24 protein-coding genes are annotated in these 20,841 nt (G+C 56.4%); 16 read left to right on the top strand and 8 right to left on the bottom strand.

Going from position 1 to position 20,841, the window contains the following annotated elements; genetic code table 11:
• Positions 1-4: 4 nt before the first annotated feature.
• The 10 genes from paaE (at position 5) to AC4IBF_RS11435 (ending at position 9,510) form a co-directional block, all read left to right on the top strand.
• On the top strand, positions 5-1,075 hold the full coding sequence (gene paaE, locus AC4IBF_RS11480) for a 1,2-phenylacetyl-CoA epoxidase subunit PaaE (RefSeq protein WP_136194794.1): 1,071 nt from the start codon (positions 5-7) through the stop codon (positions 1,073-1,075).
• On the top strand, positions 1,072-1,839 hold the full coding sequence (gene paaF, locus AC4IBF_RS11475; RefSeq protein ID WP_136194795.1) for a 2,3-dehydroadipyl-CoA hydratase PaaF: 768 nt from the start codon (positions 1,072-1,074) through the stop codon (positions 1,837-1,839). Before paaE ends, paaF begins: the two co-directional genes overlap by 4 nt.
• The gene (paaG, locus tag AC4IBF_RS11470) at positions 1,839-2,627 is read left to right on the top strand and encodes a 2-(1,2-epoxy-1,2-dihydrophenyl)acetyl-CoA isomerase PaaG (protein ID WP_491463319.1); all 789 of its coding nucleotides are present in this window, start codon (positions 1,839-1,841) and stop codon (positions 2,625-2,627) included. The genes paaF and paaG overlap by 1 nt, the downstream gene beginning before the upstream one ends.
• A gap of 1 nt (position 2,628) precedes the next feature.
• Positions 2,629-4,053, top strand: a complete 1,425-nt coding sequence (gene paaH, locus AC4IBF_RS11465) for a 3-hydroxyacyl-CoA dehydrogenase PaaH (RefSeq protein ID WP_143345053.1) — start codon at positions 2,629-2,631, stop codon at positions 4,051-4,053.
• A complete protein-coding gene (gene paaI, locus AC4IBF_RS11460) occupies positions 4,043-4,465 on the top strand; it encodes a hydroxyphenylacetyl-CoA thioesterase PaaI (RefSeq protein ID WP_143345054.1) in 423 nt (140 codons plus the stop codon). Before paaH ends, paaI begins: the two co-directional genes overlap by 11 nt.
• Positions 4,465-5,670, top strand: a complete 1,206-nt coding sequence (gene pcaF, locus AC4IBF_RS11455) for a 3-oxoadipyl-CoA thiolase (RefSeq protein WP_143345055.1) — start codon at positions 4,465-4,467, stop codon at positions 5,668-5,670. Before paaI ends, pcaF begins: the two co-directional genes overlap by 1 nt.
• A 27-nt stretch (positions 5,671-5,697) precedes the next feature.
• Positions 5,698-7,014, top strand: coding sequence for a phenylacetate--CoA ligase PaaK (gene paaK / locus AC4IBF_RS11450; protein WP_136194799.1), 1,317 nt, complete (start codon positions 5,698-5,700; stop codon positions 7,012-7,014).
• A gap of 102 nt (positions 7,015-7,116) precedes the next feature.
• Complete coding sequence (paaX, locus tag AC4IBF_RS11445) at positions 7,117-8,052, top strand: phenylacetic acid degradation operon negative regulatory protein PaaX (protein ID WP_028016008.1); 936 nt, start codon at positions 7,117-7,119, stop codon at positions 8,050-8,052.
• Positions 8,053-8,061: 9 nt separating this feature from the next.
• Positions 8,062-8,658 carry a phenylacetic acid degradation protein PaaY gene (paaY, locus tag AC4IBF_RS11440; protein ID WP_025757959.1) on the top strand — a complete coding sequence of 199 codons (597 nt, stop codon included), beginning with the start codon at positions 8,062-8,064 and terminating at the stop codon, positions 8,656-8,658.
• A gap of 102 nt (positions 8,659-8,760) precedes the next feature.
• On the top strand, positions 8,761-9,510 hold the full coding sequence (locus AC4IBF_RS11435) for an SDR family oxidoreductase (protein ID WP_252092845.1): 750 nt from the start codon (positions 8,761-8,763) through the stop codon (positions 9,508-9,510).
• Between the two features lie 10 nt (positions 9,511-9,520).
• On the opposite strand, the gene AC4IBF_RS11430 is transcribed toward AC4IBF_RS11435, so the two are convergent.
• Positions 9,521-10,762, bottom strand: a complete 1,242-nt coding sequence (locus AC4IBF_RS11430; protein WP_252092846.1) for a serine hydrolase domain-containing protein — start codon at positions 10,760-10,762, stop codon at positions 9,521-9,523.
• A gap of 137 nt (positions 10,763-10,899) precedes the next feature.
• Between AC4IBF_RS11430 and AC4IBF_RS11425 the strand changes: the two genes are divergently transcribed.
• Positions 10,900-11,382 (top strand): glutathione peroxidase, encoded by a 483-nt coding sequence (locus AC4IBF_RS11425; protein ID WP_252092847.1) that lies wholly within the window; start codon positions 10,900-10,902, stop codon positions 11,380-11,382.
• A gap of 148 nt (positions 11,383-11,530) precedes the next feature.
• Here the strand turns inward: AC4IBF_RS11425 and AC4IBF_RS11420 are convergent, their stop codons facing one another.
• The gene (locus AC4IBF_RS11420; protein ID WP_491462828.1) at positions 11,531-12,430 is read right to left on the bottom strand and encodes a LysR family transcriptional regulator; all 900 of its coding nucleotides are present in this window, start codon (positions 12,428-12,430) and stop codon (positions 11,531-11,533) included.
• Positions 12,431-12,555: 125 nt separating this feature from the next.
• Between AC4IBF_RS11420 and AC4IBF_RS11415 the strand changes: the two genes are divergently transcribed.
• Positions 12,556-13,128 carry a flavin reductase family protein gene (locus AC4IBF_RS11415; protein ID WP_409245152.1) on the top strand — a complete coding sequence of 191 codons (573 nt, stop codon included), beginning with the start codon at positions 12,556-12,558 and terminating at the stop codon, positions 13,126-13,128.
• Positions 13,129-13,271: 143 nt separating this feature from the next.
• Here AC4IBF_RS11415 and AC4IBF_RS11410 read toward each other — a convergent pair whose 3' ends face one another.
• Positions 13,272-13,709, bottom strand: coding sequence for a VOC family protein (locus AC4IBF_RS11410; protein WP_491462827.1), 438 nt, complete (start codon positions 13,707-13,709; stop codon positions 13,272-13,274).
• Positions 13,710-13,791: 82 nt separating this feature from the next.
• Positions 13,792-14,952 (bottom strand): MFS transporter, encoded by a 1,161-nt coding sequence (locus AC4IBF_RS11405; RefSeq protein WP_491462826.1) that lies wholly within the window; start codon positions 14,950-14,952, stop codon positions 13,792-13,794.
• A gap of 130 nt (positions 14,953-15,082) precedes the next feature.
• Between AC4IBF_RS11405 and AC4IBF_RS11400 the strand changes: the two genes are divergently transcribed.
• A complete protein-coding gene (locus tag AC4IBF_RS11400; protein ID WP_133294339.1) occupies positions 15,083-15,619 on the top strand; it encodes a MarR family winged helix-turn-helix transcriptional regulator in 537 nt (178 codons plus the stop codon).
• Between the two features lie 24 nt (positions 15,620-15,643).
• Entirely contained in the window at positions 15,644-16,567 is a 924-nt protein-coding gene (locus tag AC4IBF_RS11395; RefSeq protein WP_491462825.1) for a LysR substrate-binding domain-containing protein, read from the top strand.
• A 47-nt stretch (positions 16,568-16,614) separates the two neighbouring features.
• Here AC4IBF_RS11395 and AC4IBF_RS11390 read toward each other — a convergent pair whose 3' ends face one another.
• Positions 16,615-17,085 carry a hypothetical protein gene (locus AC4IBF_RS11390; protein ID WP_325813420.1) on the bottom strand — a complete coding sequence of 157 codons (471 nt, stop codon included), beginning with the start codon at positions 17,083-17,085 and terminating at the stop codon, positions 16,615-16,617.
• 181 nt (positions 17,086-17,266) lie between these two features.
• Between AC4IBF_RS11390 and AC4IBF_RS11385 the strand changes: the two genes are divergently transcribed.
• The gene (locus tag AC4IBF_RS11385; protein ID WP_136194808.1) at positions 17,267-18,052 is read left to right on the top strand and encodes a phosphotransferase family protein; all 786 of its coding nucleotides are present in this window, start codon (positions 17,267-17,269) and stop codon (positions 18,050-18,052) included.
• A gap of 136 nt (positions 18,053-18,188) precedes the next feature.
• A complete protein-coding gene (locus AC4IBF_RS11380; RefSeq protein ID WP_014883727.1) occupies positions 18,189-18,665 on the top strand; it encodes a WbuC family cupin fold metalloprotein in 477 nt (158 codons plus the stop codon).
• A 62-nt stretch (positions 18,666-18,727) separates the two neighbouring features.
• On the opposite strand, the gene AC4IBF_RS11375 is transcribed toward AC4IBF_RS11380, so the two are convergent.
• From AC4IBF_RS11375 to AC4IBF_RS11365, 3 genes are all read right to left on the bottom strand, one after another.
• A complete protein-coding gene (locus AC4IBF_RS11375; protein WP_491462824.1) occupies positions 18,728-19,270 on the bottom strand; it encodes a cysteine hydrolase family protein in 543 nt (180 codons plus the stop codon).
• Positions 19,271-19,554: 284 nt separating this feature from the next.
• Positions 19,555-20,154 carry an NAD(P)H-dependent oxidoreductase gene (locus AC4IBF_RS11370; protein WP_491462823.1) on the bottom strand — a complete coding sequence of 200 codons (600 nt, stop codon included), beginning with the start codon at positions 20,152-20,154 and terminating at the stop codon, positions 19,555-19,557.
• A gap of 74 nt (positions 20,155-20,228) precedes the next feature.
• Entirely contained in the window at positions 20,229-20,822 is a 594-nt protein-coding gene (locus AC4IBF_RS11365; RefSeq protein ID WP_111964699.1) for a TetR/AcrR family transcriptional regulator, read from the bottom strand.
• Positions 20,823-20,841: the final 19 nt, after the last annotated feature.

Here is a 20,841-nt window from a genome sequence, read left to right as displayed (position 1 = left end):
TGCCATGACAACGTTTCATTCATTAACAGTGGCAAAAGTGGAACCCGAAACCCGCGACGCGGTGACCATCACCTTTGCGGTGCCGCAGGCCCTGCAGGAGGCCTACCGCTTCCGTCCCGGCCAGCACCTGACGTTAAAAACGACGCTTGGCGGGGACGAGCTGCGCCGCTGCTACTCTATCTGCCGGAGTACCGCCCCGGGCGAAATCAGCGTGGCGGTCAAAGCGATTGAAGGCGGGCGCTTCTCCCGCTATGCCCGGGATGAGATCAAAGCGGGCATGGCGCTGGAGGTGATGGTTCCTCAGGGTCAGTTTGGCTACCAGCCCCGGGCCGAACGCGAAGGCCACTATCTGGCGATTGCGGCAGGCTCCGGGATCACCCCGATGCTGGCGATTATCTCCGCGACGCTTGCGACCGAACCGAACAGCCATTTCACCCTGATCTACGGCAACCGCAGCAGCCAGAGCATGATGTTCCGCCAGGCGCTGGCGGACCTGAAGGACAAATACCCGCAGCGGCTGCAGCTGCTCTCCATCTTCAGCCAGGAGCGGCTGGACAGCGACCTGCTCTATGGCCGCATCGACGGGGAAAAGCTGCAGGCGCTGGCGAAAACCCTGATCAACTTCCGCCAGTATGACGAGGCGTTTATCTGCGGCCCGTCGGCAATGATGGACGACGCGGAAGCCACGCTGAAGGCGCTGGGGATGCCGGACAAATCCATTCACCTTGAGCGCTTTAACACCTCCGGAATCACCGTTAAGCGCGCGGCGCACGTGCAGGTGGGTGGACAAAAAGTGACCGTTCGCCAGGACGGGCGCGACCGTGAAATCACCCTGACGGCGGACGACGAAAGCATTCTCGATGCCGCCCTGCGTCAGGGAGCGGATCTGCCGTATGCCTGCAAGGGCGGCGTCTGCGCCACCTGTAAATGCAAAGTGCTGCGCGGGAAGGTGGACATGGCAACCAACTACAGTCTGGAGCCGGACGAGCTGGCGGCCGGGTATGTGCTGAGCTGCCAGTCGCTGCCGTTAACCGCCGACGTGATCGTCGACTTCGACGCGAAGGGGATGGCATGAGCGAACTGATTGTTACCCGTCATGGCCGCGTGCTGCAGCTGACGCTAAACCGTCCGGCGGCGCGCAACGCCCTCAACAACGCGCTGTTGACCCAGCTTGCGGAACAGCTTGAGGCCGCCGCCGTGGATGCCGAGATTTCCGTCTGCGTGATTTACGGCAGCAAGCGCTGCTTTGCCGCCGGGGCCGATCTCAACGAAATGGCGGAGAAAGACCTGCTCGCCACGCTGAACGATATCCGCCCGCAGCTGTGGGCGCGTATCAATGCTTTTCCTAAACCGCTGATCGCCGCCGTAAACGGCTTCGCCCTGGGGGCGGGCTGCGAGCTGGCGCTGCTGTGCGACGTGGTGATTGCCGGTGACAACGCCCGTTTCGGCCTGCCGGAAATCACGCTGGGCATTATGCCCGGCGCGGGCGGCACCCAGCGTCTTATCCGCTGCGTCGGTAAATCGCTGGCCAGCAAAATGGTGCTGACCGGTGAGAGCATTACCGCAGAGCAGGCGCTGAGCGCCGGGCTGGTGAGCGATGTTTTCCCGGCGGCGCTGACGCTGGAGTATGCCCTGAAGCAGGCGGCCCTGATGGCGCGCCACTCGCCGCTGGCGCTGCAGGCTGCCAAACAGGCTCTGCGCCAGTCCCAGGAGGTGCCGCTTCAGGCCGGTCTGGCCCAGGAGCGCCAGCTGTTTACGCTGCTTTCTGCCACCGAAGACCGCCGGGAAGGCATCAACGCCTTCCTACAAAAACGCACTCCCGACTTTAAAGGACGCTAATTGTGGAATTTATTCTCAGTCATGTAGAACAGGGCGTGATGACCATTACGCTGAACCGTCCGGAGCGTCTGAACAGCTTTAACGACGTGATGCACCAGCAGCTGGCCGAGTGCCTGAAACAGGCCGAGCGCGATGACACTATCCGCTGCCTGCTGATCACCGGGGCAGGACGCGGCTTCTGTGCCGGTCAGGACCTGAACGACCGCAACGTCGACCCCAACGGCCCGGCGCCGGATCTGGGCATGTCCGTCGAAACCTTCTACAACCCGCTGGTGCGCCGCCTGGCAAAGCTGCCGAAGCCGGTCATCTGTGCCGTTAACGGCGTGGCGGCGGGCGCGGGCGCCACGCTGGCGCTCGGGTGCGACATGGTGATTGCGGCGCGCTCCGCCAGCTTTGTGATGGCCTTCAGCAAGCTCGGTCTGGTGCCGGACTGCGGCGGCACCTGGCTGCTGCCGCGCGTGGCCGGACGCGCCCGCGCCATGGGGCTGGCTTTGCTCGGCGACAAGCTCAGCGCCGAACAGGCGCAGGCGTGGGGCATGATCTGGCAGGTGGTGGATGACGAGCAGCTCTCCACCACGGCACAGCAGATGGCCCTGCATTTTGCGTCGCAGCCGACCTTCGGCCTGGGGCTGATCAAGCAGGCGATCAATGCTTCGGAAATCAATACTCTGGACGCTCAGCTCGATCTCGAGCGCGACTATCAGCGCCTGGCCGGGCGCAGCGACGACTACCGCGAGGGCGTTAGCGCCTTCCTTGCGAAGCGCGCGCCGAACTTTACGGGGAAATAAGATGCTGAACATACGTACGGTCGCCGTGATCGGCAGCGGCACGATGGGTGCCGGGATTGCCGAAGTGGCGGCCAGCCACGGGCATCAGGTGCTGCTCTATGACATTTCCAGCGATGCGGTATCCCGCGCTATCGACGGGATCCGCCAGCGTCTGGCCTCCCGTGTGACGCGCGGAAAACTCTCCGCCGATGCCGGGAGCCAGACCCTTGCCCGGCTTGTTCCCGTCACGGAGATCGACGCGCTCTCCGCGGCCGATCTGGTGATTGAAGCGGCCTCCGAGCGGCTGGAGGTGAAAAAGGCGCTGTTTGCCCAGCTGGCTGAGATCTGCCCGCCGCAGACGGTGCTGACCAGCAATACCTCCTCCATCTCCGTCACGGCGATTGCGGCGGACGTCCACCACCCGGAGCGCGTCGCAGGGCTGCATTTCTTTAACCCGGCGCCGGTGATGAAGCTGGTGGAGGTGGTCAGCGGGCTGGGGACCTCCCCGGAAGTGGCCGACGCGCTGTGCGAGCTGGCGCTGAACTGGGGCAAACAGCCCGTTCGCTGCCAGTCAACGCCGGGGTTCATCGTCAACCGCGTCGCGCGTCCGTTTTATTCCGAAGCCTGGCGCGCGCTGGAAGAGCAGGTCGCCCCGCCTGAGGTGATTGATGCCGCCCTGCGCGACGGCGGCGGTTTCCCGATGGGGCCGCTGGAGCTGACCGACATGATTGGCCAGGACGTGAATTTTGCGGTGACCTGCTCGGTATTTAACGCCTTCTGGCAGGAGCGTCGTTTTCTGCCTTCGCTGGTCCAGCAGGAGCTGGTGCTGGCTGGAAGGCTGGGCAAGAAAAGCGGGAAGGGCGTGTACGACTGGCAGGGCGACAAACCTGACGTGCAGTGGGTTGAGTCGGTGAACGACAGCTATAGCCCGATGCGCGTGGAAAAAATACGTGACGGTGTCACAGAAATTGATGATGTGTACCTGATTGAAACGCAGGGAGAGACCGCGCAGGCGCTGGCGCTGCGGCTCAACGGCCCGGTAGTTGTGGTCGACCGGATTGAGCGTGACGTGGCGGTCATTGCCGCCGCCGCCAGCAACCCGCATACCGCGACGCAAAAAGCTATCCGCTACCTGCAGCAGCAGGGACACCGGGTGGTGCGAATTGCCGATTATCCCGGCCTGCTGATCTGGCGAACGCTGGCGATGATTGCCAACGAAGCGCTGGATGCCCTGCAAAAAGGGGTCGCCAGCGAGAAGGATATCGACACGGCCATGCGCCTGGGCGTGAACTACCCGAGCGGGCCGATCGCCTGGGGTGAGCGCCTGGGCTGGCAGCGCCTGCTGACGCTGCTGGAGAACCTGCAGCGTCATTACGGCGAAGAGCGCTATCGCCCCTGTTCACTGCTGCGCCAGCGCGCGCTTCTGGAGAGTAGCTATGAGTCATAACGCCTGGCATAACGCCCGCACCATGTACGAACGGGACGCCTGCGCGCAGGCGATGGGGATGGACATTGTCGAGATGGACGAGGGCTACGCGGTGGTAACCATGACCATCACCCCGCAGATGCTGAACGGCCACAAAACCTGCCACGGCGGGCAGCTGTTTTCGCTGGCGGACACTGCCTTTGCCTACGCCTGCAATAGTCAGGGGCTGGCGGCGGTGGCCTCCGGCTGCTCGATTGATTTCCTGCGTCCGGGCTTCGCCGGGGACACGCTCACCGCCACCGCGCGGGTGAAGCATCAGGGCAAGATGACCGGCGTGTACGACATTGAAATCCAGAACCAACAACAGAAAACCGTCGCCCTTTTTCGCGGAAAATCTCACCGCATCGGCGGCAGCGTGACAGGAGAGGCCTGATGCGTGACGCATTTATTTGTGATGGCGTTCGAACCCCGGTGGGCCGTTACGGCGGCGCGCTTTCCGCTGTTCGAACTGACGATCTCGGTGCCGTTCCGCTGCGCGCGCTGCTGGCCCGCTACCCGCAGCTCGATCTGGGGCGGATTGACGACGTGATTTTCGGCTGCGCCAACCAGGCGGGGGAAGATAACCGCAACGTGGCGCGCATGTCGTCGCTGCTGGCCGGGCTGCCGCAGACGGTATCCGGAACCACCATTAACCGCCTGTGCGGTTCCGGGCTGGACGCGATTGGTTTTGCCGCGCGCACCATTAAGGCGGGCGATGGCGAGCTGCTGATTGCGGGCGGCGTGGAGTCGATGTCGCGCGCGCCGTTTGTGATGGGCAAAGCCACCGCCGCGTTTCAGCGTCAGGCGGAGATCTTTGATACCACCATCGGCTGGCGATTTGTGAATCCGCTCATGCATCAGCAATTCGGAACTGACAGTATGCCGGAAACGGCAGAGAATGTAGCTGAATTGTTAAATATCAGCCGTGCCGATCAGGACGCGTTCGCCCTGCGCAGCCAGCAGCGTACCGCGCTGGCACAGCAGAACGGCATTCTGGCGCAGGAGATCGTGCCGGTGCAGGTGCCGGGTAAAAAAGGTGCGATCACAGCGTTCAGCGTGGATGAACATCCGCGCGCGGACACCACGCTTGAACAGCTTGCCGGGCTGAAAACGCCGTTCCGTAAGAACGGGGTGGTCACGGCGGGGAATGCCTCCGGGGTCAACGACGGCGCTGCGGCGCTGATCGTCGCCAGCGAGAAGATGGCGCTGGCGCAGGGGTTAGTCCCGCGCACGCGGATCGTGGCGATGGCGACGGCAGGCGTGGAGCCACGTCTGATGGGGCTCGGCCCGGTGCCGGCCACCCGCAGGGTGCTGGAGCGCGCCGGACTCAGTATTCACGATATGGACGTCATCGAGCTTAACGAAGCTTTCGCCGCGCAGGCGCTGGGCGTGCTGCGTCAGCTGGGCCTGCCGGACGATGCCGCGCACGTTAACCCGAACGGTGGCGCGATTGCGCTGGGCCACCCGCTGGGCATGAGCGGCGCCAGGCTGGCGCTGGCCGCGAGTAATGAACTGCACCGACGCGGCGGGCGCTACGCGCTGTGTACGATGTGCATCGGTGTGGGTCAGGGCATTGCCATGATCCTTGAGCGTGTTTGAGCATAAAAACAATGTGAGTACCCTACAATGACAAATACAACAAAGCTTGATCCGATTGAAACGGCCTCCCTTGACGAGTTACAGGCGCTGCAGACAGAGCGTCTGAAATGGACGCTGCATCACGCCTACAACAACGTGCCGATGTACAAACGCAAGTTTGACGCCGCGGGCGTTCACCCTGACGATTTCAAAGAGCTGGCGGATATCCGTAAATTCCCGTGCACCACCAAGCAGGACCTGCGGGATAACTATCCGTTCGATACCTTTGCCGTGCCGATGGAGCAGGTGGTGCGCATTCACGCGTCTTCCGGCACCACCGGCAAACCGACTGTTGTCGGCTACACGCAGGGCGACATTGATAACTGGGCCAACCTGGTGGCCCGCTCCCTGCGCGCGGCGGGCGGCAGCGCGAAGGACAAAATTCACGTGGCGTATGGCTACGGCCTGTTTACCGGCGGGCTGGGGGCGCACTACGGCGCAGAGCGTTTAGGCGCGACGGTGATCCCGATGTCCGGCGGCCAGACGGAGAAACAGGCGCAGCTGATCCGTGATTTCCAGCCGGACATGATCATGGTGACGCCATCCTACTGCCTCAACCTGATTGAGGAGCTGGAGCGCCAGATGGGCGGCGATGCCAGCGGCTGTTCCCTGCGCGTGGGCGTCTTCGGCGCCGAGCCGTGGACGCAGGCCATGCGCCGCGAAATTGAAAAACGCTTGGGCATTACGGCGCTGGACATCTATGGCCTCTCCGAGGTGATGGGCCCGGGCGTGGCGATGGAGTGTATCGAAACCGTCGACGGCCCGACCATCTGGGAAGATCATTTCTACCCTGAGATCGTCAACCCGAACGACGGCACGCCGCTGGATGACGGCCAGCAGGGCGAGCTGCTGTTCACCACGCTGACCAAAGAGGCGCTGCCGGTGATCCGCTACCGCACCCGCGACCTGACGCGCCTGCTCCCGGCCACCGCGCGCAGCATGCGCCGTATGGACCGGATCAGCGGCCGCAGCGACGATATGCTGATCATCCGCGGCGTCAACGTCTTCCCGTCGCAGCTGGAAGAGGAGATCGTGAAGTTCGAACATCTTTCGCCGCACTACCAGCTGGAGGTGAACCGTCGCGGACATCTTGATTCACTTTCCGTGAAGGTGGAGCTAAAAGAGAGCAGCCTCACGCTGACCCACGAGCAGCGTTGTCAGGTGTGCCACCAGCTGCGCCACCGCATTAAGTCGATGGTGGGGATTTCCACAGACGTCACGATCGTGAACTGCGGCAGCATCCCGCGCTCGGAGGGAAAAGCCTGCCGGGTGTTTGATTTGCGTAAAGCGGCGGCCAACGGTTAAGTTTCCTCTCACCCCGGCCCTCTTCCAAAGGGAGGGGGTTAGGGTGAAGGGCTATCCCAGAATCCTATGCTATGATTCATCCAGGACAAAAATAACAACAGAATGAATCACATGAATAAACTCGACGCCTTTATCCAGCACGCGGTCAGCTCCGTTCCCGTCAGCGGGACCTCGCTTATCTCCTCGTTATACGGTGACGCGCTTTCCCATCGCGGCGGTGAGATTTGGCTCGGCAGCCTGGCTGCCTTACTGGAAGGCATGGGGTTTGGCGAACGGTTCGTGCGTACCGCGCTGTTTCGCCTCAACAAAGAGGGCTGGCTGGACGTCTCGCGCATCGGACGACGTAGCTTTTACCGCCTGAGCGATAAGGGGCTGCGCCTGACGCGTCGCGCGGAGAATAAGATCTACCGCGCGGAACTGCCCGCCTGGGACGGAAAATGGCTATTGCTGCTCTCCGAGGGGCTGGATAAAACCACCCTGGCCGACGTTAAAAAGCAGCTGATCTGGCAGGGGTTTGGCACGCTGGCGCCGAGCCTGATGGCCTCGCCGTCGCAGCATCTTGCGGACGTGCAGTCCCTGCTTCACGATGCCGGCGTGGCGGAAAACGTGATTTTCTTTGAAGCCCACTCGCCGCTGGCGCTCTCCCGCGCCGCGCTGCGTTCACGCGTGGAAGAGTGCTGGCAGTTAACCGAGCAAAACGCGATGTACGAGTCGTTTATCAGCTCGTTCCGGCCGCTGCTGCCGCTGCTGAAAGAGGCCGCGCCCGAGGAGCTGACGCCGGAACGCTGCTTCCAGATCCAGCTGCTGCTGATTCACTTTTATCGTCGCGTGGTGCTGAAGGATCCGCTACTGCCGGAAGAGTTACTGCCCGCGCACTGGGCGGGGCAAAGCGCCCGACAGCTCTGCATAAATATCTATCAGCGTGTCGCGCCGGGAGCGCTGGCGTTTGTTAGCGAGAAGGGCGAAACCTCCGTCGGCGAACTGCCCGTGCCCGGCACGCTCTACTATCAGCGCTTTGGTGGTCTCACAAGCGCATAAGGAGGGAAGATGCCTGTTTATCAAATTGATGGTCTGACGCCGGTCGTGCCTGACGAGAGCTACGTTCACCCAACGGCGGTGTTGATTGGCGACGTGATTCTGGGCAAAGGCGTTTATGTTGGTCCTAACGCCAGCCTGCGCGGTGATTTTGGCCGTATCGTGGTGAAAGACGGGGCGAACATTCAGGATAATTGCGTGATGCACGGCTTCCCGGAGCAGGACACGGTGGTGGAAGAGGACGGGCATATCGGCCACAGCGCCATTCTTCACGGCTGCGTGATCCGCCGCAATGCGCTGGTGGGCATGAACGCGGTGGTGATGGACGGGGCGGTCATTGGTGAAAACAGCATCGTCGGCGCGGCTGCGTTCGTGAAGGCGAAAGCGGAGATGCCCGCCAACCATTTGATTATCGGCAGCCCGGCCAAAGCGATTCGCGAGCTGAGCGAGCAGGAGCTCGCCTGGAAGCAGCAGGGCACGCGGGAATACCAGGTGCTGGTGGAGCGCTGCAAGCTGACGATGCATCAGGTTGAACCGCTGCGCGAGGTTGAGCCTGAACGGAAGCGGCTGACGTTTGATGAGAATTTAAGGCCGAAGTCGGCGGTGTAGGACGGGAAGTCTGCGCCAGGGCACTAACGGGAAGATGTGACCCCGCCTCATCATGCTATAAATCCTCCGACACAGACTCATCACGATAAAGGACGCAGAGTTATGCTGAGAGGAAAACGCGCTGTTATCACGGGCGGCGGCGGGGGATTTGGTCAGGCGCTTTGCGTCTGGCTGGCGCGAGAGGGCGTTGACGTTGATTTTAGCGCCCGTCGCGAGGAGGATATAGAAAAAACTTGCGCCCTCATCGCGGCTGAAGGGTGTGTGGCAAGAGGGTATCTCTGTGATTTAGCCCAGCCGGAATCCGTTTCTCAGTTCTCTTCGCAAGTCTTACATTCAGACAGGCCAATCGATATTTTAATACTGAATGCTGCTCAGTGGCTGTCAGGAACAATAGACGAACAATCGAGCTCTGAAATCGTCAATACCGTTAGTTCAGGCCTGACAGGTTCAATCCTGCTCACCCAGACGCTGCTTTCAGGATTGCGACGCTCAGACGACGCAGACATCATTACGATTATATCCGCATGCGGTATTCCGAACTTTACAGATTCCATTGCCCATCCCGCTTTTTTTGCCAGTAAACACGGGCTAAGCGGCTTTCTAACAAAACTGTCAGCACACTTATCCAAAGAAAATATTCGGGTAACCGGGTTATATCCGCCTGATTTTGAACTGACCGGTTTAGATGCGCATGTCGATCGTCAAACAAGAATGGGGGAGCGTCTGGTGAATGGACGGTCCATCTGGGAAACGATGCGTTTTGTGCTGACTCAGCCTCGAAGTTGCCATATTAGTACCATCTACTTTCAGGGGCCGACTCGTGAAGATCTGGCGCATCAGGCCTTAATCTGACGGCGGGCACTCACCGTAATTGCTGATAAACGCGTTCAGGCATCCCATTATTCGCAAAACGGTTGCCAGAGATAATAAGGCTGTCTTTTTTCGCCATATCCATCAACAGCGCGATGCCAATGTAATTACTCCAGTTAAAGGTATTTTGCAGCACCACCACCGCATTGCCTTTTTCTTTGTCATAACCGATAAAGCTAGAGTAGCCGCCGATATAGCCGACCTGATAGGTGATTTTTTCCATACCGATAAAGTCGGTGGTCCAGGCAATACCCTGTATCCCGTCGGGACGTTGAATATCGGTATTTCTGACTTCGGCAAAGACGCTGTCCAGCAAGGGATTGTGTGTCGTCGATACGTGATAGCGCGCATAGGCCGCCAGATCTTCCGCGTTGCTGTATAAGCTTGCTGCCGCCACCATGTTGTTGGAAAAATGCCAGTCCGGCGTGAGCTGTCCGCGCGGGATGAATTTCGGCTGATCGCCCGCGTGGCCGAGGGCGCGCTGCGGGTATCCTTTTAGCTGCTGTGGCGTAAAGCTGCTGTTAGCCATTTGCAGCGGATGGAAAATATAGCGCGAGGCTAAACTCTGGATATCTTCGCCTGTTTTGTGTTTCAGGATATAGCCGATCAGCGCGTAGCCGGTATTGGAGTATTGCGGCACTTTGCTCTTTGGCGCTTGCCAGTCGGCGAGGTAACGCAGCACGTTATCGCTATCCAGCTCGCCGTAGAAATTATCGCCCGTGCTTAAATAGCTGATGAATTTTCCAAGCATCGGAACATCCATATTCTGACGCGGCAGGCCGGAGGTGTGGGTTACCAGTTCAAGCAGGGTGATTTTTTGTGCATCCGCGCTAAGCGGCGTACCCGGCGGTAATAATGTTGCCAGGCTATCGTTCCAGTTCAGTTGCCCTTCATTGACCAGACAAGCCACTACTTCCGCCGTAATCCCTTTGCTGAGCGAGCCGAGTGCAAACAGGGTGTCGGGCCTGACCGGATAACGATTGACCGCATCGGTTACGCCCCAGGTGTAAAACTGGGGTGAGCCGTGATTATGAATGACAGCGACCGTCATTCCTGGAACGGATTTTTGCGCCATGTAGTGACGCACCACGCTGTCAACGTCGCCATCCAGCGAATCATGGGTGAGAAGTTCCTGAGTACCTTCCGGGGAGGACATTTGTGAAAGCGTGCCACAACCGCTGAGGAGTGGGAGAGTAAGCAGAAGCCAGCGAAATTTTTTTGTTATGTTCTGCATACCTGATAGCGAGTGTGGTGGTCATTGGCGCGCCAGGAATGTATCACAAATAGCCTGCTTGAATGTAAACTTTCTACACGGTGACGGCCCTGCGGGTGGTCACCGTGACTTTTCGGCCAGCTTTGAGGGATTTTTGTATGACTCGCTTTTATCAACTTACCGCCACCCGTCTGGATGGACAGCTTACCTCTATGACCGACTATGCCGGAAAGGTGGTTTTGGTCGTGAATACCGCCAGCCAGTGTGGCTTCACGCCGCAATATGCTGGTCTTGAAGCGCTGTACAAGAAGTACGCCGATCGGGGGTTAGTGGTGCTGGGCTTCCCCTGCAACCAGTTCGGTAAACAGGAACCCGGCGGCGCCGACGAAATCTCGAAAACCTGTTACATCAACTACGGCGTGAGTTTCCCGATGTTCGAGAAGGTTGAGGTTAACGGTAGCGCAGCGCATCCGCTGTTTCGTTATCTTAAAAACGAATTACCCGGCGTGCTGGGTGAGCGAATTAAGTGGAACTTTACTAAGTTTCTTATCGGACGCGACGGTAAACCACTGAAGCGCTTTGCTCCGATGACTACCCCAGAGAAAATGGAGGGGGAGATTGTTGAGGCTTTGCGGAGTTAGGTGCTGTGGTGACTGGAGCATTCCACAAATCCAGTGCTAACGAAAATGAATTATATGGAAGCTGGCAACGGACGCCCCTCGATTGTGGAAGATCTTACTGCCTTTCCTTATGACTGCTTTGTGCCAGGAGCAGACGTTGAGGAGAAGATTATTTTGATGCGAAATATTTGCGTAATATTGTTTCTAATAGCGAAAAAACGACAGTCACTCTTTTGGGAGTAATCAACTGGTAAGGCCGATATAAATAAAATTGCCATTTCTCCTGTCGCAGTTCAGGCAGTGGGGGAACAAGTTGACCGCTTGCTAAGTACTCCCTACAGATAAAATCGCTGGATTGTACAACCGTTTTCCCGGCCAATGCAGCCTGAATCTCGGCGTATGGGTCTGTAGTATAAAACTCAATATGACGAGGGACAAAAGTATTCACTGCGTCACTCATAAACTCAAATGATTTTCCCGTCTCAGGATTAATTAAACCACTAAATGGATAACGCTGTCGAAGATCTTCTAAATCAGTTGGTGCTCCCAGGCGAGCAATGAGTTCAGGGGACGCAACCAGAATATGTTCAACTTGCCCGATATTTTTAATTATAAAGTTTGGATTAGGTTCTCGCCCTACACGTATACCTATATCGATACGATGCTCGATAGTATCAAGTTTCATCATATCTAAACGCCAGTCGATAAATAACTCAGGATATGGACGTAGAGCAGTCAAAAGTTCATACAAGATTTGTTCATGATTTGGAAATCGAAGTAATGTGATACGAACAATACCCTTCATTTCATTATCATCTTTCGCCGTCTGAAATAGTTTTTCCGAATCCTCAAGCAGTCGCTTGGCTTGAGGTAAAAAAAGCTCACCGAAGCTTGTGAGAAAGATCGAGCGAGTATTGCGTCTGAAAAGGGGTTCATCAAGCTGTTTCTCCAGCTCAGCGATTGTTCGTGTTACAACCGATGGTGAAACCGAAAGCTTTATAGAGGCTTCGCGGAAGTTGAGGGTCTCAGCGGCGATGATAAAAAACTTCAGAGCATCAAGTTTGTTCATGATTGTTGTGAAAGTTGCAATAATGTTTTTTGATATTAGCAATTAATTTGCAACTATTCCAGTCATATAATCGAACAATCAAATAAGCAACCTCTCTTACTTTTCAGAATTCAAAAGAGTAAATTATGTCAATTCAACCAGTAGAGTTAAACAAAGCCTATCGTTTATTGCAGGTCGGGCCAACGACGATGATATCGGCTAAAAATAATGGTATTGAAAATGTCATGGCAGCTGCCTGGGTGGGATTAGTAGGCAATAACAAAGTGATGGCTTTTATAGGTCCACAGGCATTTACACGCGGCCTTGTCGAAAAAAGTGGATATTACGTTGTCCAGGTCCCAGTAGTAAATCAGATGGAAATGGTTTTATATGCAGGCGGTCACAGTTATTCTGACACACCCGAAAAAAACAATAAAATCCCACTTTTTTATCAGAAAGAGTTTGATCTGCCTTTAGTTGTAGGTTGCGCTGGCTGGCTAGTCTGTAAGGTTATACCCAATGAAGAAAATGAAAAGCAGCACAACTTGTTCATGGGGGAAATTGTCGGAGCATGGAGTGATGACCGCGTTTTCAGGAATGGGCACTGGATTTTTGATGATGCCCCTGATGAACTACGTACAGTCCATTACGTAGCTGGCGGACAGTTTTACGCCATTGGCAAAGGTACAAAATTTAATTATGGTCCGGGAAAAGACTAATCCTTACTTCAGTATAAATGTAGCCATATAAAATGGCTACATAGAGGTAAGAGCACCAAAATCAACCCACTAAAGATGTCCGCTCTTCGCTCAAAGCAGACATTATCCTCATCCAAGTCTGCATCGCGCCAGGATAAAACCCATTACCCCCGCAGCCACGGCGTAATCGTCAGCCCGGTAAGCAAACCTTCCGGGCTGAGCAGGCGAGTGACGGTTTGCCCCCACGGCTCTATACGGTTAGCCACCAGCAACCGATAGCCTTTTTCGCTCAGAACGCGGGTAGCCGAGTCCAGATCCTGTACTTCGTACTCAATCCATCCCTGCGGTATCGGGTGCTCCGTGGGCCACTGTTCTTCTCCAAAACAGGACGCAGCCGCCTGTGCGAGCGGCCAGACGGCAAAATGCTTCACGCCTTCCAGCTGGCCCTCTTCAGTGAGCAGATATTCGCTGTTCCCCTCCATCGGCCTCAGCGGAAGGCCGAGTGTATGGACATAAAACGCGGCGCTGGACTCCGTATCCCGCGATATGGGCCCGAACCCGGCGACGAACAAGACATTAACACCCGGTAACGTCTGCAACATATCCACTCCTGAATGAGGTGAAATTCACCCTGACATTATCTCACGATCGGCTGAAATACGACTCTAAATTCTGGTATCGCATTCACCGTGCCTGAACGTCCACGACGGGTTTAAAATTCAGCGCGATGACGATCAGCAGCACGACTCCCGCACTCATGATCAACCATGCGCTGGTCAGCGAGACCGAACTGTCGCTAACGATCCCCGCAATTAACGGCATAAGCGCGGCAATCATATATCCACCTCCCTGAACTTTAGACAGTAACTTCCCGGCCTGCGCGGGCGTTCGCGCATGATCGAACGTGACGATAAGCGACAGCGGGAAGAGGGCGCCGATCCCGGTGCCAAGCAGCAGCGTGGATAAGACGGGCGTTGTACCCGGCGAAAAGACCAGGCACAGGAGTCCCGCCAGCAGCAGCAACAATACGGCGATCAGCGGCACGCGGCGATCGGGGAATTTACCAATCAGCGCGGAGACGACAAACCCTGCAACAACCTCGGTTAACGTCAGCCAGGCCAGCATGTAGCCGCTGCTGCGTGCGGTCCATCCCGCCTGAATATAGAGCGGGGGCAGCCAGGCCAGTACCAGCGTATAGGCTCCCGTTCCCACGCCGAAAAAGAGCAACAGTAGTGCCGTACGGGAGGACGAGAGCGTAACGGTTTCGCGTGCTGGTTTTTCCCCCTGAGGATGCTTAACCAGAGTTAACCACATTATCAACGCCAGCAGCGCTAACAGCCCTGCCATAGCCAGTGCGGGCTTGAGCGTGAGCCATGAAAACAGCGGCTCGGCGCTGGCGGCGGCGACTGCAGCTCCGGCCATAATGCCCGTGCTGAATAGCGACATAATCGTGCTGGCAGTTTGCGTATACTCCTTTTTTATCAGGGCGGGCATTAACGCCTGGATAGTGCCTATGCTGGCCCCGCCGAGTAACGCGGTGCACATAAGACTCTCCGGTGAGGCGCTAAAACCGCGTAATAAGCAGGCTACCAGCAGGATGAACAGCCCGAACATAATTCCCCGTACGGCTCCGACTGTGGCCAAAAGCCAGGGACCACAAAGGGCGGCGAGTCCCATCATCGCCACCGGCAGGGTGGTCAGCAGGCTAAATTGCGTCGCGGTCAGCCCCGCTTCGCGCTGCAGCACGGAGTACAGTGGTCCAACCGAGGCCAGAATGGGGCGAAGGTTCAGCCCGACGATAAAAGCGATAATGGCGAAGAGTAATGGCGATGTGCGTTTCAACATGGAATCCTTTTCGGGTGTGAATGGCCCGGGCAAATCGCTGCGAGCATTTATCTTAACGTTAAGATAAAATGTGTTTTTGCGTAAGATGTACCGCACAACAGGATAAATTCCCACGCCATCAGGGGTGAAAATGAAAGACCATGTAGACTTCGTTGTCGGCCAGTGGGGCCGCGCCATGCCGGAGCTGGACGCCTCGTCGATGAAAATTTTTGGCCGAATGCTCCGGCTGATGAAGCATCTTGGAAAAGAATGGGCGGAGGCGATGGCGCAGTTTGGCTTTCGCGAGGGCGAGTTTGACGTCCTCGCCACGCTGCGTCGCGCCGGGGAGCCGTACTGCCTTTCGCCCACGCAGCTGTATACATCGCTGTTGATCACCTCAGGGGCGATAACGAACCGGCTCAACCGTCTTGAACAACAAGGGCTTATCAGGCGGATTGCCGATCCCGATGACAAGCGCAGCTCGCTCGTCAGCCTGACGCCGCACGGGCAGGCTCTTATCGAACAGGCGCTGGTCGTGCACACGGAAACGCAGAATGCGCTACTGAGCAACTTGTCGGACGCGCAGCGCGCGCAGCTAGAGTCCCTGCTCAGGGAGCTGCTGCTGACGTTCCCGTCTGAGGAATTGGGCGACAAGTCACCGTGTGCCGATAATACAAAAAATGCATGATTACACCTTACAGAAAGGGAACGTATGTCTTTACCGCCACTGTATGCGCTGCGCGCGTTTGAAGCTGCCGCACGGCTGAACTCCTTCAGCAAAGCGGCTGAAGCCCTGAATATCACGCCGGGTGCGGTCAGCAGGCATGTCCAGACGCTTGAAATGTGGTTCGACTGCGAGCTGTTTAAACGACAGGGACCGAGAGTGGAGGTCAGCGACGCCGGGCGTATTCTGGCCGGTCAGCTTAGCGAAAGTTTCTCGAATATTGAGTGGGCCTGTCACGCATTCAAAAGTGAAAACCACCTTCTGCGACTCAAAGCGCCAAGCTCCCTGACGATGCGATGGCTTCTGAATGTGCTTAAATCCTTTCGCGAGAACCATGCGAAGCCGAAAATCGAAATTGCCAGCGTCTGGATGGACTTCGACACGGTTGACTTCAGCCGGGAACCTTACGATTGTGCGATCCTCCTCGGTAACGGCTATTTCGGCGAGTCAACGGAGAGTCGGCTGCTGTTCAGCGAATGGCTTATTCCGGTTTGTACGCCGTCTTTGCTGGAGCCTGCCCGGCATCAGCTTGCCCAGTGCGAGCTTATCCATCCCTCACCGGACCGACGAGACTGGCGACGCTGGCTTAAAAGGACGGGCTTATTCCCCGGACTCGACATGAGCGGCGGGATCGTGTTCGACACCCTGGAGCAGGGAAGCCTTGCGGCCATGCACGGACATGGTGTTGCTATAGCCGATCTTCGACTCACGCTGGAAGCCCTGAAAAGCGGGCTGCTCGCATTGCCCTTCAGGGAAGCCATCGCAACCGGTGACGGCTACTATCTTGTCTGGCCCAAAAATTCGCTCAGAGGAGAGAGCATTGAACGGTTGCTGGCCTGGCTTAACCTTAACGCGCCAGTGGTGCCTTCTTTGGATATCGCCTGTCTTGATTTCAATGAAAAGCGGGTTTAATAAATAGCGGAATATTAATTGCGAGATATTCCGCATATTGAACGTATTTATGCGTAGGGGATATTTGCCATCTTTTTATATCTATCCGGCAGGGCGCTGTTCAGGTTGAGTAATTTATCCAGTATATAAAACGCAGGCGTTCCCTTTGCGCGTTCAGCGTCGATCAGCGCAGAGCGTAACAGATTGGCAGCCGATGTCATTTCACGAAAGTACTCCTCAGATTCAGTCGTCTGAACTTCGCCTGACGCGGCGTAATGCACCCTTGGCCAGTCCGCAAAGTCAAGCAGCGGAAGGAGACCATCTTCTTTGGGCAAATGCGCTGAAAGCAACTCTTCAGCGTTACCCGGATTGCTTTGGGCGAAAGACAGAAGATGCAGTCGATGCAAGAAAGGCGAAAGCGCTTCTGAACTTTCTTTTTCTGCTGAAAGTAATGTTATTAACTCATGCATATTTGCATCGCCGCTAAATTTACGCGGCGAGATAATATTTATTACAGGGAATAAAACATCGAGAGTCATAGGTGCTCCATACAAGCTTAGTAATATTTTTTTTATCCCAGGGATGAGGGGATGGTATTCAGGGCAATCACTTTTTAAAAACGATAAATAGTGGGAATCAATGTGAGTTTTACTCAACCTCGAATGTTGACACATCACGCTATACTTACGTTCTGTAACCAAACGAGTAGCTGAGGATGGTATGGCTGGCGAAAACCTGTCCAGAATGGGGGCAGCAAAAGTCCAATTGATTGCAGATCAACATGGCAACCAGGTAATAGAAAAATGCCCCGTTAGTGATGTTGAATACGGCTTTTATGAACATGCGGCGGAACCACTCATTGGCGTTGTTGAATCCCCTCGACTGTTGCACGCAGATACCCATCGACGCAGCCTGACGCTCGAATACGTTCCTCATAAGATCTCCCAGGAAGAGGTTGCAGGGGACGACATACTGAAACGACTTTCGCGCCTTCACGATTATCCTGCCGAACCGGGATGGATTTATCACAGCCATACCTGGTCTGAGTCAGCGCTTGAGAAATCCTTATCTCTTTTGGAATTACCCGTCCGCGCCGAGCAGCAGATGCGATGTTTTCAGCAGGCGGGCAGCGTTTTGTTTAGTCAGGAAGGTTTAATTTCTGGTGATACCAATGCGGGCAACTGGGGCAGAAGAGAAAACGGCGATGCGGTGCTCTTCGACTGGGAAAGGTTCGGCACAGGCAGCCCGGCCATTGACCTTGCTCCTCTGGTGAAGGGGATGGGCTCAAAACATAGCATTTCCCAGCTTGCCGAGCGCTACTGTGTTTTTGCCACGCATTCGGCCACAGGCAGGTTAGCCAGAGAGATTGCTCTCGCTAAAGCATGGATTGTGACTGAAGTCGTATTACTTCTGCACGAAAGGAAAAAAAGTGATTTTCATCGCTACCTGAGCTGGTACAGAGAACATCTCCCCGGCTGGCTGGATGAGTCCATCACACTGCTTTGAGCACGATATAACAGAGCATGCGAAAACGTTGCAGCGTTTTGTTTCACAAACGCCATAGCTCATCGGCTTTTGAGGATGGTATAACGTCCTGCGGCAATCGGGTTGCCGTCCGCTGATCCCATCCACAAAGGTGTATATGAAACAAATTACTTTCAGTGACCTGCAGCAGCAAAGCGAGCAGGCGGCTAATTCCCCTCGCTTACGCGCGCATCGCAATTTACATCCTGAGCTTAGCGACCCGGTGCAGCGCCTGGCCATTGCAATGGAGCCCGGCACCTATGTTCGTCCCCATCGCCATCCGCACACCTTTGAACTGCTGACGGCTCTGAGCGGTCGCTTTCTGGTGTTGAATTTTGATGACAGCGGTAACGTGACCCAGCGCGTGGTGTTAGGTGAAGACTGCAAAGTGCTGGAGATGGATGCCGGTACCTGGCATGCCGTGCTGTCGCTGGATAAAGGCGGCGTCATTTTTGAGGTGAAACACGGCGGCTATCAGCCTGTTCCGGAGCACGATACCGCCCCATGGTCACCGGCTGAGAACGCGCCCGGTAGTGCGGAGCTGATGAAATGGTACGCTCAGGCACAGGTGGGTGACGGAGGTTTTACCCTGTAATTTTCTCTACTTTTCCCGACGCGCGGAAAGGCGCGCCGGGATAGAGAGACGATCCCGCCAACTCAACTGACCGTATTAAAATGCCAGCCGCTGGCAGTCGACAGCATCACGAACGGGCCGGCCAGCGTGCTGTTGTGATGCGCAATGATGTCAGTGGCGGATAAATGTGCGTTATCCATTGTGGTATGCGCATCAGAAATTAATACCGTCCTGAAGCCCAGCTCCGGTGCGGCCCGGCAGGTCGTATCGACGCAAAACTCTGTTTTCATCCCGGCAATGACCAGCTGTTTGATGCCTCTCTGATTAAGTTCTCGCAGCAATACCGTATCCCGAAAACAGCTGGGATAGCGCTTGGTGAAAACCATATCCTGCTCCTGGACGTCCAGCTCGGGTATGAGCTGTGTTAACGGCCCATTTTCTGAGAGCGGTGAATCATCTGGTCCAATATGGCGGGCAAAAAAGACGGGCGCCTGAGCGTGTCGCGCGTTGGTGATTAACAGACGGATATTGGCCAGAACGGCATCGGCGGAGCGGGGGGAAACCGGGCCCCGAAAGAGGCCCTGCTGCATGTCGATAATCAAGAGAGCATTGTCAGATGAAACCATTTTCTTTCTCCATTCAAAGGGTGGTGAACGGAGAGAGATTTCCCCGTCCTGGCCGGCGGGGAGTGAGGTTCTGTTTGTCAGTCGTTTGCTACAGATACGCTCGCACCGCCGAAGGTTCCGGTGGTGGTGAGGGTGGTTGTTGGCTGAACTGACTGATACATGCAATGACCTTTGTTTATTTCGCTGTTAGCGTAACTATCGCGTACAGTTATAGCGCTGGTGAGAGATTCTCTTCAATACACCAACATCAGTAGGTGCAACGTTAGCGTTGCGCCTGGCTGATATTATTTAATACTGTCGAGCCCTTTCAGGAAATCCTCAACCTGTTCAGGCGTCGCCGTGTCTGCCTGGTAAAGGATATCGAGCTTGACGTTCTTCAACCCGCAGAAGCCAAACACGCCTTCGATAATCTGCGTCTGAATCGCCGTCGAATAGCCGTGTTTATCAAATCCGGTCAGATCGCTACCGCCAGAGGCAATCAGGCGGACGGGAACATCCCGTAAGTTGCCCACAATCCGGCCGTCTTCGGCCACCTTATACGCCCAGTTCAGGGTTAACACGCGATCGAACCAGCCTTTCAACAGCGCGGGAACCGACCACCAGTACACCGGGAAGACGAATACCAGCATATCCGCGCGCTCGACGCGCTGCTGCTCGCGCAGAATATCATCGGGGAGGGCGCTCGGATCGCCGTGATACAAATCGAGATCGGCGCGGGTCATCGACGGATTAAACCCTTCAGCATGCAGATCGGCGATCTCAGCCTGCGTACCTTCCTCGCGTAATTTCCCGGCAATACGGGCTGACAGCGTATGGGATAACGAATTGTCGAACGGGTGTGCCGTCACGATCAGCGCGTTTTTAATGGCATGTGTTGCAGACATAGCGACCTCCAGATGGGGGAGAAGTAACGCCTATATTACTATTGGTAACTTAGGTGTCAATCCGCCCCCGGCGATCATTTTGTGCTATTCGCGTAGGTCTCCAGCACCCCGGTCATGGCGCCGCTGAGCGTATCTTCCGCCACGTTCCGGGCGAGCACGCCGTTGCCCGCCGCGGTGCTGAGCGCCTCCGCCGCGCCAATAATGGCCGTCAGTACCGCTTCCCCCTGAACGCCTTTTAAGACGATAAAAGGGGAAAGCGCGGTGCGCAGGCAGTCGGCACATTCGGCCACGCATGCTTCCCGAAACGTCTGCAGCGCGCGAGAACCGGACAGCGCCGCGGCGATTGGCCCGGTTTCAGGCCCGGCGGCAATCGCACAGTCGATATAGGCCGCGCTGAAAAAGCGGATCGTCTTCTCCAGCGTTTTGCTGTCGACCGCCAGCGTCTCGCGGAATTTCGCGAGCTGCCGATCGCTATAATCCTTGTACAGCGCCATCAGCAACCCTTCACGATCGCCAAAGTGGTCGTAGGGGATAGGTTTGGTCACGTTGGCCCGCTCGGCCAGGTAGCCAAGCGTCAGCGCCTCCGTGCCTTGCTGACGCACGATCCCTCGCGCAACCTCCAGCAGCTGCACGCGGCGATCCTCTTTTCTTAAGCGCTTAACAACCATGTTTTCCTCAGAAGTGTTA

The organism is Enterobacter sp. Taxon_8, from assembly GCF_058354585.1.
Note: the sequence above shows the minus strand (reverse complement) of the source record. Positions and strands in the feature narration are given on the sequence as shown.